This window comes from Streptomyces sp. SID13726 (genome assembly GCF_010548375.1).
Lineage (GTDB): Bacteria > Actinomycetota > Actinomycetes > Streptomycetales > Streptomycetaceae > Streptomyces.
In genome coordinates, this window is record NZ_JAAGLY010000003.1 from 72,509 (window position 1) to 88,151 (window position 15,643).

Annotated in this window: 1 pseudogene; it reads right to left on the reverse strand. The window is 71.7% G+C overall.

Features of this window, described 5'->3' with window-relative positions:
* Positions 1–75: 75 nt before the first annotated feature.
* A pseudogene (locus G3I78_RS51080) lies at positions 76–15,621 on the reverse strand (type I polyketide synthase); the annotation flags it as partial.
* Between the last annotated feature and the right edge of the window lie 22 nt (positions 15,622–15,643).

Consider the following 15,643-nt stretch of genomic DNA (forward strand, 5'->3'; position numbering starts at 1 on the left):
GTCACACCTCGGGGTGGGGCCGGTGGTTCGTGGTCTGCGTCGGGGCGGCGGGGTCGAGCCCGGCCGGGCGGGGGTTCACGAGATCCCGAACTCCCGGCCGATGAAGTCGAAGACCTCGTCGTCGCTCGCCTCGTCCAGTTCGCCGGAGACGGTGTCGGTGCCCGGCGCGGCGCCGGTGGCGGACCAGACGGCGAGCAGCGCGCCGAGCCGGTCTCCGATCGCGGCCCGGGTGCCGGGATCGGTCTCCAGGGGGGACAGTCCGGCGAGCGCCGACTCCAGCGAGGCCAGTTGCCGCAGTCCGGCGTCCGCGCCCGCGGGCCCTCTGTCGGGCGTCAGCTGGGCGAGCAGTTCCTCGGCGAGCGCGGTGGGCGTGGGATGGTCGTAGACGAGCGTGGTCGGCAGCCGCAGGCCGGTGGCCTGGTCGAGCCGGTTGCGCAGTTCTACGGCGGTCAGCGAGTCGAAGCCCAGGTCGCGCAGGGCGCGTTGGGGATCGATGTCCTGGCCGGACCCGTGGCCGAGGACGAGCGCCACCTCCGCGCAGACCAACTCCAGCGCGAGACGGTCCCGTTCGGCGGGGGTCACCCCGGCCAGCCGGTCGCCCAGTGCGGGGGTCTCCCGCGCGGCGTCGCGGACAGTGTCCAGGACGGCTGCGGCCTGAGGGATGCCCGTCAGCAGCGGGCTGTGCCGTACGGCCGTGTAGGCGGCCGCGAACCGGGGCCAGTCGGCGTCCAGGAGGGTCAGGGCGGTGTCGCCCGCGGCCAGGGCTCGGCCCATCGCGGCCACGGCCTGGCCGGGCGCCAGCGCGCGCAGTCCCGCGCCGTCGCCGCGGCCTCGCGCGGTGGTGCTGTCGGCGGCCATGCCCGCGTCGGCCCACGGCCCCCAGGCGAGGGAGGTGGCGGGCAGCCCGAGTGCGTGCCGGTGCCGGGCGAGGGCGTCCAAGTGGGCGTTGGCGGCCGCGTAGTTGGCCTGCCCCGCGCCGGCGAGGGTTCCGGCGGCCGAGGAGAACAGCACGAAGGCGCTCAGGTCGAGGTCGCGGGTCAGCTCGTGCAGGGTGTGCGCGGCATGGGACTTCGCGGCGAACACGGCGGCGAACCGTTCGGGGGTGAGCCCGTCGAGGACACCGTCGTCGAGAACACCGGCCGCATGGAACACGGCGGTCAACGGCCGGTCGCCGGGTATCCCGCCGAGCAGTGCGGCGACTTGGGCGCGATCGGCGACGTCACAGGCCGCCAGGGTCACCGACTCGGCGCCCAGTTCGGTGAGTTCGGCGCGCAGCAGCTCGGCGCCGGGCGCGTCCGGGCCGCTGCGGCCGGCCAGCAGCAGGTGCCGGGCGCCCTGCCGGACCAGCCAGCGCGCGGTGTGCGCGCCGAGGGCACCGGTGCCTCCGGTGATCAGGACGCTGCCCGGACCCGGCTTCCAGCCGGTGTCGTCGACCGATGGTGCGGGGGCCGGTTCCAGGCGGGCGACCAGGGTGTGGTCGGGGCGCAGCGCGAGCTGGTCCTCGTTCGTCCCGTCCGTGGCGCTCTGGGCCAGGGCGGCTGCCAGGCGGGTGCCGACGGCCGGGGTGAGGTCGGCGGGCAGGTCGACCAGACCGCCCCAGCGCCCCGGGTGTTCCAGGGCGGCGGCCCGGCCGAGGCCCCACAGGGCGGCCCGGACGGGGTCCGCGAGGTCGTCCGACGGGGTCGTGGTGACCGCGTGCTGGGTGGCGCACCACAGGGGTGCCTCCACCCCCAGGTCGCCGAGGGCCTGGAGCAGTGCGGCCGTGGCGGGCAGGCCGGTGGGGACGGGGCCGTCGTCGGAGGTGTCGTGCCAGCCGAGCAGGGAGAGCACCCCGGCGACGGACTGTCCGTCCAGGACGGCCCGCAGCTCGTCGGCGACGACGGCACGGTCGTTCGCCCGCGGGGCGTCCAGAACGGCATGCACGACGGTGGCTCCGGCACCGGAAAGAGCGTCGGCGGCCTGGCGGGCGGTGGCTTCCGCGTCCGGGCCGGAGACCAGCAGCCAACTGCCGTGCAGAGCCGCTGCGGGCAAACTGACGGGATGCCAGACGAGTCGGTGCCGCCAGGCGTCGACGGCGGAGCGCTCACGGGTCCGGCGCCGCCAGGACGACAGCGCGGGCAGGGCGTCGGCTAGGGCGTCCAGACCCTGGTCGGCGAGGGCTGTGAAGTCCTCGTGCTCGACAGCTTCCCAGAAACGCCGGTCGGTCTCGTCGCCCACCGGCCCCTGTGCGTGCGGCGGGCGCACGCGGCCGTCGGGCCAGTACCGGGCGCGCTGGAAGGGGTAGGTGGGCAGGTCGATCCGGTGGGCCGTGGGGCGGGAGTAGTACGCCGCCCAGTCGACGGTCACGCCTCGCACGTGCAGCGCGGCCGACGCCCTGGCCACGGCGAGCTGCTCGGCGCGGTCCTTGCGCAGGACGGGGACACCGCTTCCGGCGGGTACCAGTGCCGACAGGACGGCGTCCGGACCGAGTTCGACGAACGTCGCCACACCCCGCCCGACCAGCGTCTCGACTCCGTCGGCAAAGCGCACGGTCTCCCGGACGTGCCGCACCCAGTACTCCGGCGAACACAACTCCTCGACGGCCGCCATCTCACCGGTCAGGTTCGAGACGACCGGGATACGCGGGACGCCGTACTCCAGCTTCTCCACCACAGCACGGAAGTCGTCCAGCATCGGCTCCATCAACGGCGAGTGGAACGCGTGACTGACCGTCAACCGCTTGACCCGCACGCCCTGTTCACGCCACCTGGCCTCCAGCTCGGTGACCGCGTCCGCGTTCCCGGAGACCACCACCGAGCCGGGGGCATTGACCGCGGCGACCGCCACTCGCCCGTCCAGCAACGGCAGGACATCCGCTTCCGCCGCCTCCACGGCGAGCATCGCGCCACCCTCCGGCAGCGCACCCATGAGCCGCCCCCTCGCGGCGACCAGCGCACACGCGTCGTCGAGGGACCAGACACCGGCGACGTACGCGGCCGTGACCTCCCCGATCGAATGACCGGCCACGAAGTCCGGGGTGACACCCCATGACTCCAGCAGCCGGAACAACGCCACCTCGATGGCGAACAGGGCGGGCTGGGTGTACTCGGTCCGGTCGAGCAGGACGTCTTGGTCCCCGAAGAGCACTTGACGCAGCGGGTGGTCGAGCAGCTGGTCGAACCTCAGGCACACCTCGTCCAGCGCGTCGGCGAACGCGGCGAAGGTGTCGTACACCTCCCGTCCCGCACCGCCGCGTTGGCTGCCCTGTCCGGAGAACAGGAAGGCCATCGGGCCCTCCACGGGCTCGCCCTTCACCAGGCCGGGGGCCGCGCGGCCCTGTGCGAGGGCGGCGAGGGCGGCGAGGCGCTCGTCGCGGTCGGCGCCGAGGACGACGGCTCGGTGGTCGAGGGAGGATCGGGTGGTGGCGAGGGCGTGGCCCAGGTCCCGGTCGTTCAGGTCGGGGGTGTCGCGCAGCACGGCCCGCAGGGCGGTGGCCCGCGCGTGGAGGGCGGTGCGGTCGCGGGCGCCGAGGAGCCACAGGGGCGGGACGTCGGGGCTGGCGGGGCCGGCGGGGGGCTGTGCCGACCGCGGGGTCGACAGGGATTCCGCGGACTCCAGGATGACGTGGGCGTTGGTGCCGCTGATGCCGAACGACGAGACGCCCGCCCGGCGCGGGGCCTCTCCTCGGGGCCACTCCTGCGGCTCGGTCAGCAGGCGGACCGTTCCGGCCGTCCAGTCGACGTGCGGAGTCGGAGTGTCCGCGTGCAAGGTCGGGGGCAGGACGCCGTGGCGCATGGCCATGACCATCTTGATGACACCGGCGACACCGGCGGCGGCCTGCGTGTGACCGATGTTGGACTTCACCGAGCCGAGCAGCAACGGTCGTTCGAGGGCACGGCCTTCACCGTAGGTGGCCAGGAGCGCCTCGGCCTCGATCGGGTCACCGAGGACCGTACCGGTGCCGTGGGCCTCCACGGCGTCGATCTCGGCGGGAGTCAGACGGGCGTTGGCGAGGGCCTGCCGGATGACCCGTTGTTGGGCAGGGCCGTTGGGGGCGGTGAGGCCGTTGGAGGCGCCGTCCTGGTTGACGGCCGAACCACGGACCACGGCGAGGATCTGGTGGCCGTTGCGGCGGGCGTCGGACAGCTTCTCGACGAGCAGCAGGCCGACGCCCTCGCCCCAGCCGGTGCCGTCCGCGTCGGCGGAGAACGCCTTGCAGCGGCCGTCGCCGGCCAGCCCGCGCTGCCGGGAGAACTCCACGAACGCGCCGGGCGTCGACATCACCGTCACCCCGCCCGCGAGCGCGATCTCGCACTCGCCCGACCGCAGCGCCTGCGCGGCCAGGTGCAGGGACACCAGGGACGCGGAGCACGCGGTGTCGACGGTGACGGCCGGGCCCTCGAACCCGAACGCGTACGCCAGCCGACCGGAGACCACGCTGGCCGCGTTGCCGGTCAGCAGGTGTCCGTCGAGTTCGGTACCGGACACCGCCAACAGGGCTGGATAGTCCTGCCCGTTGGAGCCGACGAACACGCCAACGGGGCGTCCACGCAGCCCCACCGGGTCGATCCCGGCGCGCTCGACGGCCTCCCAGGCGGTCTCCAGCAGGAGCCGCTGCTGCGGGTCCATGCCCAGTGCCTCACGCGGGGAGATTCCGAAGAAACCCGCGTCGAACTCGGCCGCGTCCCGCAGGAACGCGCCCCGTGCGGTGCTGGTGGCACCGGAGGCGAGCAGTTCGTCGGTGTCCCAGCCGCGGTCGGCCGGGAAGTCCCCGACGGCGTCGCGGCCGACGGCGAGCAGTTCCCAGAACTCCTCCGGCGAGGCGACCCCACCGGGGAACCGGCAGGCCATGCCCACGATGACGATCGGCTCGTCCGGATCACCCGGGGTCGCGCCGACGGTGGACAGAGCACCCGACGAGACCGTCTCGTCCGGCGCCGTCCGGATGCACAGATGGTCGGCGAGGGCGGCGGGCGTGGGGTGGTCGAAGACAAGTCCGGCGGGCAGTTTCAGCCCGGTGAGCCGGGTCAGCCGGTTCCGGAGCTCGACGGCGGTCAGCGAGTCGAAGCCCAGCTCGCGGAAGGTGCGGTGGGTGGGGAGCGCGTCCGTCGTTCCGTGGCCGAGCACAGCGGCGGCTTCGGCCCGTACGAGGACGACGGCCTGCTCCCGGCGCTCGGCCGGGGACAGCCCGGCCAGGCGCCGTCGAAACGCGCCGGAGTCACCGCCCTGCTGTCCGCCCGCCGGGGCGACCGGCGCCTCCGGAGCGAGGGAGGCGAGGAGAGGCGACGGTCGTACGGCGGTGAAGGACCCGGCGAAACGTGCCCAGTCCACGTCGGCGACGGTGACCGCCACCGCGGTGCCGTCGGTCGCGATGCGGCCGAGGAGCGCGACCGCGCTGTCCGGGTCCAGAGGGGTGAGACCGGAGCGGCGCAGGCGGGCCTCGGTGGTGTCGCCGTCGGCGGCCATGCCGGCGCCTGCCCAGGGTCCCCAGGCCAGCGAGCTGGCGGGGAGTCCGAGGTCGTGGCGGTGGTGGGCGAGGGCGTCCAAGTAGGCGTTGGCGGCTGCGTAGTTGGCCTGCCCGGCCGCGCCGATCGTGCCCGACACGGAGGAGAACAGGACGAACGCGCTCAGGTCGAGGTCGCGGGTCAACTCGTGCAGATGCCAGGCACCGACGGCCTTGGCCTGCCAGGCCTGTTCGAGCCGGGCCGGGGTGAGGGCGTCGAGAACGCCGTCGTCGAGGACACCGGCGGTGTGGACGACCGCCGTGAGGGGCCGTTCCGCCGGGATCCCGGCGATGACGTCGGCGAGGGCCGCCCGGTCGGTCACGTCACAGGCCGCGACGGTGACGTGAACTCCGTCCAGCTCCGCCACCAGTTCGGCGGCACCGGGCGTGTCCATTCCCCGGCGACCGATCAACACCAGGCCCTCAACACCGAGTTCGGCGAACCGGCGAGCGGCCTGGGCGCCGAGCCCTCCGAGACCACCGGTGACGAGGACCGTGCCGGTCGGGGTCCACTCGGCGCCGCTCGGCCGGGTGCGGGTGAGGCGGCGCGCCAGGATGCCGGAGGGGCGGATCGCGACCTGGTCCTCGGTGCGCTGGGAGAGCACGCGGAGCAGTCGGTCGGCGGCACGGTCGTCCAGGGTTTCCGGCAGGTCGACCAACCCGCCCCAACGGCCCGGGAGTTCGAGCGCCGCCGCCCGCCCCAGCCCCCACACCGCGGCCTGCGCCGGGGCGCTGAGCCGGTCCGAACGGCCCGCGGACACCGCGCCCCTGGTCAGGCACCACAAGGGCGCCTCGACCTCTGCGTCCTCCAGTGCTTGGACGAGGGTGAGCGTCGTATGCGGTGCGGTGGCTTCGGTGGTGGCGCCGAGGGCCAGGAGGGATATCACGCCCGCGGGCTCCGGGGTGTCCGCGAGGGCCGCGCGGAGCAGGTCGGCTACCTGGTGGCGGGGGGCGTCGGTGGGGACGGGGATGCGGAGGAGGACGACGCCGGTCGCCGTCAGAACTTCGCCCACGGCTTCCGTGAGCTCGGACTCAGGGCGCCTGTGCCGCACGTCGTCGGGTGCGGGCTCCAGGAGGATCCAGGGGCGGGACGGGTCTGCGGCGGCCGGAGTGTCGAGGGACACCGGTCGCCAGGATTCGCCGTAGCACCACCCGCTGGTCTCCTCGTGCTCGCGCTGCCGGGTACGCCAGGCGGAGAGGGCGGGGAGCAGGGCATCGACCGCTTCGGAGGACTCCAGCTTCAGCTGGTGGGTCAGGTAGTCGGCGTCGGCGCGCTCCACGGCCTGCCAGAAGCCGGTTTCGTCGGGAGTGGTGCCGGCTCGGTGGTGGTCGGCGAGCAGGTCGTTCAGTGAACCGGGTTGCAGCCAGTAGTGCTGGTGCTGGAAGGGGTAGGTGGGCAGGTCGAGGGGGCGGGGTGGAGTGGCGGTCTGTTCGGTGCGGGCGGTCAGGCATGCCGGCCAGTCGATGGCGATGCCATGGACGTGGAGGGTAGCGAGGGCGGAGAGGAGGGTTGTCTCCTCGGCTCGGTCGCGGCGGAGGGCCGGGACCAGAACGGCCTCCGTCTCAGCCGTGATGGTGTCCTGGGCCATGGCGGTCAGGACGGCGTCGGGGCCGAGTTCCAGGAAAAGGCGTACGCCTTCCTGGTGCAGGGTGCGGATGCCGTCGGCGAAACGCACGGCCTCGCGGACGTGGCGGACCCAGTAGTGCGGGGACCGGAGATCTGCGGTGGCGGCCAGGGTGCCGGTGAGGTGGGAGACGACCGGGATACGCGGGATCTGGTAGGTCAGGGACTCGGTGACCGTGCGGAACTCGTCCAGCATCGGGTTCATCAGCGGTGAGTGGAAGGCGTGACTGACCGTCAACCTCTTGACGCGGGTGCCCTGGTCACGCCAGCGGGTCTCCAGTTCTGCGACGGCTGCTGCGTCGCCTGAGACGACCACCGAGGAGGGGCCGTTGACCGCGGCGATCGACACCCGGCCGTCCAGCAGCTGCAGCACCTCAACTTCGGGGGCCTGGACGGCGAGCATCGCGCCGCCTTCCGGGAGTGCGCCCATCAGGCGGGACCGGGCCGCCACCAGCGTGCAGGCATCCTCCAGCGACCACACCCCGGCCACATAGGCGGCCGTGATCTCCCCGATGGAGTGACCGGCCACGAAGTCGGGGGCAAGACCCCACGACTCCAGCAACCGGAACAACGCCACCTCCAACGCGAACAACGCCGGCTGCGTGAACTCCGTACGGTCGATCAGGCCTGATGCGTCGTCGAACAGCACCTGCTTCAGCCCGTCGAAGCGGGCGCACACCTCGTCCAGCGCCTGCGCGAACACCGGGTAGGTAGCGACCAGTTCACGGCCCATGCCTGCGTACTGGGCGCCCTGACCGGTGAACAGCCACGCCGAACGGCCCGCGCCGGTGACAGTCGGGGTTCCGATCCGGAGTTGCGGTGCCTCCCTGCCTACTTGGAGTGCTTCCAGGCCTGCCAGGGCTTCGTCCCGGTCGGTGGCGACCACTACCGCTCGCTGCTCCAGGACCGCGCGCGTGCTCGCCAACGCGGCTGCCACATCAGTGAGTTGAAGGTCCGGTTCGTCCAGGAGCCGCTGCCGCAGACGGCCCGCGAGCGTCTGGAGCGCCTCCGAACTGCGCGCCGAGAGCGGCAGTGCCGTCGCACCCGATGAAGCTGACTCAGACGGCTCAAGGATCGAATCGCCCTGTTCGACGATCACGTGTGCGTTCGTCCCGCTCACACCGAACGACGAGATACCCGCCCGACGCGGACGGCCCGTCTGCGGCCACTCCCGCGCCTGCGACAACAACTCCACCCCGCCCGCCGACCAGTCGACGTGGGGGGACGGCTCGTCGATGTGCAGACTCTGCGGAAGCACTCCGTGGCGCATCGCCATGACCATCTTGATCACACCCGCCACACCCGCGGCGGACTGCGTGTGACCGATGTTCGACTTCACCGACCCCAACCACAACGGCCGCTCAGCCTCCCGGTCCTGGCCGTAGGCTGCCAGCACCGCCTGCGCCTCGATCGGGTCGCCGAGCGCCGTGCCCGTACCGTGCGCCTCCACCGCATCCACCTCGGACGGAGACAGGCTGGCGGCCGCCAACGCCTGACGGATCACCCGCTGCTGCGAAGGACCGTTCGGCGCCGTCAGACCATTCGACGCACCGTCCTGGTTCACCGCCGAACCACGGATCACCGCCAACACCCGGCGGCCATGACGGCGGGCCTCCGACAGACCGGCCACCACCAGGACGCCGGCACCTTCGGACCAGCCCGTCCCGTCCGCCGCCGCCGCAAACGCCTTGCACCGGCCGTCCACCGCAAGACCCCGCTGCCGCGAGAACTCGGTGAAAATACCCGGCATCGCCATCACCGTCACACCACCCACCAGTGCCATCTCGCACTCGCCCGCCCGCAGCGCCTGACCCGCCAGATGCAGAGCCACCAGCGACGACGAGCACGCGGTGTCGACCGTGACGGCGGGGCCTTCGAAGCCGAACGTGTAGGCCAGCCGCCCGGAGACCACGCTGGGGGTGTTGCCGGTCAGCAGATGCCCCTCAACACCCTCCGGGACCTGCAACAGGCCGGTCCCGTAACCGGAGGCAGCCGCGCCGATGAACACACCCGCCCGCGAACCACGCACCGCAGCCGGATCAATACCCGCCCTCTCCAACGCCTCCCACGACGCCTCCAGCATCAACCGCTGCTGCGGATCCATCGCAAGTGCTTCACGCGGCGAGATCCCGAAGAACCCCGCATCAAAACCGGCCGCATCCCCGACGAACCCGCCCCGGCTCACATACGACGACCCCGCACGCACCCCCTCCGCATCGAACAACCCCTCCAGATCCCAGCCTCGATCCGTGGGGAAATCACCGATCGCGTCCCCGCCCGCCACCAGCAGATCCCACAACGCCTCCGGCGAATCCACCCCACCCGGAAAACGGCACGCCATCCCCACAACCGCCAACGGCTCATCCACCGACATGGCAACAGGGCCCGGCAGAGCCGGAACCTCAACAGCCTCACCCGCGATTTCACCGGCAATGAACTCCGCCAGCACCAACGGCGTCGGGAAATCGAACACCAACGTCGCCGGCAACCTCAACCCCGTCACCGCATTCAAACGGTTCCGCAACTCCACCGCCGTCAACGAATCAAAACCCAGATCCTTGAACGCCCGCCCAGGATCCACCCCACCCACATCACCATGACCCAACACCACCGCCGCATGCTCCCGCACCACATCCACCACCACAGACCGCACCTCACCCAACCCCAAACCCACCAACCGCCCCGCCAACGACCCCACACCCACAGTCGAGGCAGCCGTGCGGCGCCCGGTCTCCCGGACCAGTGCGCGGTACGGCATCGGCAGCGCCCCCGTCGCCGCCTGTGCACGCAGAGCAGACATGTCCAGTCGCAGGGGTACGAGTTCGGCGTGAACGGACCGTGTGCCGAAGTCGAAGAGGCGGACACCCTGCTCAGCGGTGATGGGCTGTACACCGCTCCGTGCCATGCGCTGGATGTCGTTGTCGCTCAGCGTTCCGGTCATGCCACTCGTCTGCGCCCAAGGCCCCCAGGCCAGGGACGTGGCGGGCAGACCGCTGCTCCGCCGGTGGGCGGCGAGCGCGTCCAAGTAGGCGTTCGCTGCTGCGTAGTTGGCCTGGCCCGGCGCACCAAGCGTTCCTGATGCGGACGAGAACAGGGCGAAGATCGACAGATCCTGATGAGCAGTCAGTTCATGGAGATGCCGGGCCGCTTCGGCCTTCGGCGCCCATACGGTGTCCAGGCGCTCGGCAGTGAGCGACTCCACCAGGCCGTCGTCCAGGACACCGGCCGTGTGGACGACGGCGGTCAGCCGCTCACCCTCCACCAGAGCCGCCAGCGCGTCCCGGTCGGACACATCACACACCTCGACGCGGACCTCAGCGCCCGCTTCCACCAGCTCCTGGCTCAGTTCCTCAGCACCTGGCGCCGCCAGCCCTCTGCGGGAGAGCAGCAGGAACTTCCGCGCACCCTGTTCAGCGACCAGGTGACGGGCGACCACCGCACCCAAGCCACCCGTACCACCGGTGATCAGCACCGTCCCAGCAGGGTCGAGCGGCGTCGGAACCGTCAGCACGACCTTGCCCACATGCCGGGCCTGGCTCATGAACCGGAACGCATCCCGAGCCTGCCTGATATCCCACGCCCGCACCGGCAACAGAGACAGATCACCGGCAGCGAACAACTCCAACAGTTCCGAAAGGAGTTCAGCAATTCGATCCGGACCCGCCTCGCCGAGGTCGAAGGCCCGATAGTTCACATCGTTCAACTCGCGGATGTCGGTCTTGCCCATCTCCAGGAACCGGCCACCATCAGCCAGCACCCGCAGAGACGCATCCACGAACTCACCCGCAAGCGAATTCAGCACCACATCCATACCGGAGAACTTCTCCGCAAACGACGTATCCCGCGAAGAGGCGATGTGTTCGTCGTCCAGACCCAACCCACGCAGCACATCCCACTTTCCGGGGCTAGCCGTCGCATACACCTCAGCACCGAAATGGCGAGCAAGCTGGATGGCAGCCATACCGACACCGCCGGCACCCGCATGCACCAGCACCGACTGCCCCGCCCGCAGACCGGCCAAATCCCGCCACGCATACAACGCGGTGAGGAACACAATCGGCACCGACGCAGCCTCCGCGAACGACCACCCCTCCGGCACCCGAGCCACCAACCGCCGATCCGTCACCGTCACCGACCCCAGACCACCCGGCGCCATACCAAACACCCGGTCACCCACCACCAGATCAGTCACCCCAGGACCAACCTCCACCACCACACCAGCCGCCTCAGCACCCAGCGCGTTCGCAGGCCCCGGATACATCCCCAACGCACCCAACACATCACGGAAGTTCACCCCCGCAGCCCGCACCCCCACCCGCACCTGCCCCACACCCAGAACAGCAGCCCCCTCGGGGAACGCCAGCAACTCCAGGTCATCCAGACTCCCCCGCGCCACACTCTCCAGATGCCAGGCAGCACCAACCCCCTCCCCCGGCACCACCAACGCATCGTCAGCCCCGGCCCGCACCAGTCGCGGCACGGACACCTTTCCCTCGCGAAGGGACAGTTGAGGCTCGCCCGTGCTCAGCGCCGCCGGCAGCGCGGCCCACGACTGCGTCGTACCGTCCACGTCGACGAGTACGAAGCGGCCGGGGTTCTCTGCCTGCGCGGACCGCACCAACCCCCACACCGCACCAGCATCCAAATCCGACACCACATCACTGGCACCCGCAGCAACACCACCCCGCGTCACCACCACCAAACGCCCATCCACCAACCGCTCATCGGCCAACCACTCCCGCACCACACCCAGAACAACACCCACCGCACCCACACCACCGACCGGAAGCACACACGCCGCCCCGCCAGGCACCCCCGTCAGCGCAGAGCTGCCCTCGGCCGCCATGCCCGCCGTACGCAGCGCCTCGACCACCGCCGTGTCACCGCCGAGCACCGCCCAGCCACCGGGGGCACCACCCTCCACCGCCGGGTCAGGCAACGGCACCGGCGTCCATCCCACCCGCAGCAGCGCCTCGTCCGTGACAGGGTCCTGCTGTCGAAGCTGGTCGGCATGGGCGCGTCGTACGAGCAGTGAGCCAGCCTGGGCGACGACAGCGCCGGTCTGGTCGGCGACCAGGACCGCGACCGAGTCGGTGGCGGCAGGGGTCAGCCGGACCCTGAGGGCGGTGGCGCCGGTGGCGTGCAGTGAGACCGAAGTCCAGCAGAAGGGCAGCAGGCCGTCGTGACCGGCCGACGTGTCGTCGGCGACGAAGCTGCCGAGCATGATGGCGTGCAGGCCGGCGTCGAGCAGCGCGGGGTGGAGGCCGTAGCGCGCGGCGTCCTCGTGGGCGGTCTCCGGCAGGGCGACTTCGGCGAAGACCTGATCGCCGAGGCGCCAGGCCGTGTGCAGGCCCTGGAAGACGGGGCCGTAGGCGAAGCCCCCGGAGGTGGCCCAGGTGTCGTAGAAGGCGTCGAGCGGGACGGGTTCGGCGCCGGGCGGTGGCCAGGCGGTCAGGTCATCGGCGGTGGGGGCGACGGTCGGTGTGAGGAAGCCCTGGGCGTGCCGGGTCCACGGCACGTCGTCCGACCAGCCGTCGCCGTGCGGGCGGGCATGCACGCTGAAGGAGCGTCGACCGCTGTCGTCGGGGGCTCCGATGGACAGTTGGAGGTGGACGGGTTCGTCCTCGGGCAGGATCAGCGGGGTTTCGAGGGTGAGTTCCTCGACGGTGCCGCAGCCGACCTGGTCGCCTGCGCGGACCGCGAGTTCGAGGAACGCGGTGCCGGGCAGGAGGACAGCGCCCAGGATCCGGTGGTCGGCCAGCCATGGATGGCTGCGCAGGGAGAGACTGCCGGTGAGGAGCACACCTTCGGTGTCGGCGATCCGCACGGCGGCGTCCAGGAGCGGGTGGTCCACCGCCTGTCGGCCGGGGCCGCCGGGGTCGCCCAGGAAGGCGGGCGGCTCCAGCCAGTAGCGCTCCTGCTGGAAGGCGTACGTCGGCAGCTCCACCTGTCGGGCGCCGCTGCCCGTAAGGAACTTGGGCCAGTCCACGGCGCCACCGCGCGCATAGAGGCCAGCCAGTGCCGTCACGACCGTCCGCTTCTCGGCACGGTCACGGCGCAGGGTCGTCAGAAAGGCGGAGCCTTCGTCGGTGAGGGTCTGCTGAGCCAAGGCCGACAGCACGCCGTCGGGGCCGAGTTCGACGTACGTACGGACACCCTGACCGTGCAACGCCCGTACGCCATCGCCGAATCGGACCGCCTCACGGACATGACGAACCCAGTACTCCGGCGAGCACAACTCCTCGGCGGTCGCCATCTCGCCGGTGAGGTTGGAGACCACAGAGATGCGCGGGGCGTCGTACGACAACCCCTCAGCCACGGCGCGGAAGTCGTCCAGCATCGGGTCCATCAACGGCGAATGGAACGCGTGACTGACCGTCAACCGCTTGACGCGCAGGCCCTCTTCACGCCAGCGCGCCTCCAACCCGGCCACCGCAACCGCGTCCCCGGAGACGACCACCGACGACGGACCGTTCACCGCCGCCACAGAAACCCGCTCGTCCAGCAACGGCAGGACATCCGACTCCGCCGCCTCGACCGCCAGCATCGCCCCGCCCTCCGGCAACGCACCCATCAAACGACCCCGAGCTGCCACCAGAGCGCAGGCGCCCTCCAGCGACCACACCCCCGCCACATACGCCGCCGCGATCTCACCGATCGAATGACCCGCCACAAAGTCAGGGACCACACCCCACGACTCCAACAACCGGAACAGAGCCACTTCCAGAGCGAACAACACCGGCTGCGTGAACTCCGTCCGATCAATACGACCGGACTCATCGTCGAACAACACCTCCCGCAACCCGTCGAAGTGCGCACACACCCCATCCAACGCAGCCGCGAACACCGGGTACGTGTCGTACAACTCCCGCCCCGCACCCACCCGTTGACTCCCCTGCCCCGAGAACAGGAATGCCGTACGGCGCCCGTCGACCGCCCTGCCGCGTATCACGTCCGCCGTGTCGCGGCCGGAGGCGAGGGCGGCGAGGCCGGTGAGGAGTTCGGCGCGGTTGTCGCCGAGGATCACGGCACGCCGTTCGAAGGACGTGCGGGTCCGGGACAGGGAGAGGGCCACGTCCGCCGGGCGGGCCTCGGTGTCGGGGGTGGCTTCGAGGTGGGCGTGGAGGCGGGCGGCCTGGGCGGTGAGGGCCTGGTCGGTGTGGGCGGTGACCGGCCACACGGTCAGGGGCGGGTCGACCGCGGCCGGGGTGTCGGTGCCCGGGGCGGGGGCGGGGGCCTGTTCGAGGATGGTGTGGGCGTTGGTGCCGCTGACGCCGAAAGAGGAGATGCCCACGCGCCAGGGCCGGTCCACGGGCGGCAGCGGGGTGGGTTCGGTGGCCAGGCGCAGGCGGCCGGTGCTCCAGTCGATGTGCGGTGAGGGGGCGTCGACGTGCAGGGTGGGCGGAAGGGTGCCGTGCCGCAGGGCCATGACGGTCTTGATGATGCCGGCGACGCCCGCCGCTGCCTGGGTGTGCCCGATGTTCGACTTCACCGAGCCGAGCAGCAGGGGCCGGTCCTCGGGCCGGTTCTGCCCGTAGGTGGCGAGCAGCGCCTGGGCCTCGATGGGGTCGCCGAGGGTGGTGCCGGTGCCGTGCGCCTCGACGGCGTCGACCTGGTCGGGCGTCAGGCCGGCAGTGGCCAGTGCCTGGAGGATGACGCGGCGCTGGGAGGGGCCGTTGGGGGCGGTGAGGCCGTTGGAGGCGCCGTCCTGGTTGACGGCCGAGCCTCGGAGCACGGCCAGGACGGGGTGACCGTGGCGGCGGGCGTCGAAGAGTTTCTCCACGAGGAGCACGCCGACGCCCTCGCCCCAGCCGGTGCCGTCGGCCGCCGCGGCGAACGACTTGCAGCGCCCGTCCGCCGCGAGACCCCGCTGTCGGGAGAACTCCACGAAGGGGCCGGGAGTGGCCATGACGGTGACCCCGCCGGCCAGGGCCATGGTGCACTCGCCCCGCCACAGCGCCTGGGCGGCGAGATGCAGGGCGACCAGCGAGGAGGAACAGGCCGTGTCGACCGTGACCGCCGGACCCTCCAGACCCAGCACGTACGAGACCCGGCCGGACATCACGCTGGCGGCGGTGCCCGTGCCGCCGTATCCCTCGACGTCGCTCGGCGCGCCCATCAGCAGGGCGCCGTAGCTCTGGCCGTTGGAACCGACGAACACGCCGGTGCGGGAGCCGCGCAGCCCGGCCGGGTCCAGGCCGGCGCGCTCGATCGCCTCCCAGCCGGTCTCCAGCAGGAGCCGCTGCTGCGGGTCCATGGCGAGCGCCTCACGCGGTGAGATCCCGAAGAACTCGGGGTCGAAGTGGCCCGCCCGCTCCAGGAAGCCGCCTTCCCGGACGTAGCAGGTGCCCGGGCGGCCCGGGTCGGGGTCGTACAGGGCGTCGAGGTCCCAGCCGCGGTCCTCGGGGAAACCGGAGACGGCGTCCTTGCCGGAGGCCACCAGCTCCCACAACGCCTCCGGCGAGTCCACACCACCCGGAAAACGACAGGCCATGCCGACGATCGCCACCGGCTCCTGACCGCCCGACTCCAGCTCC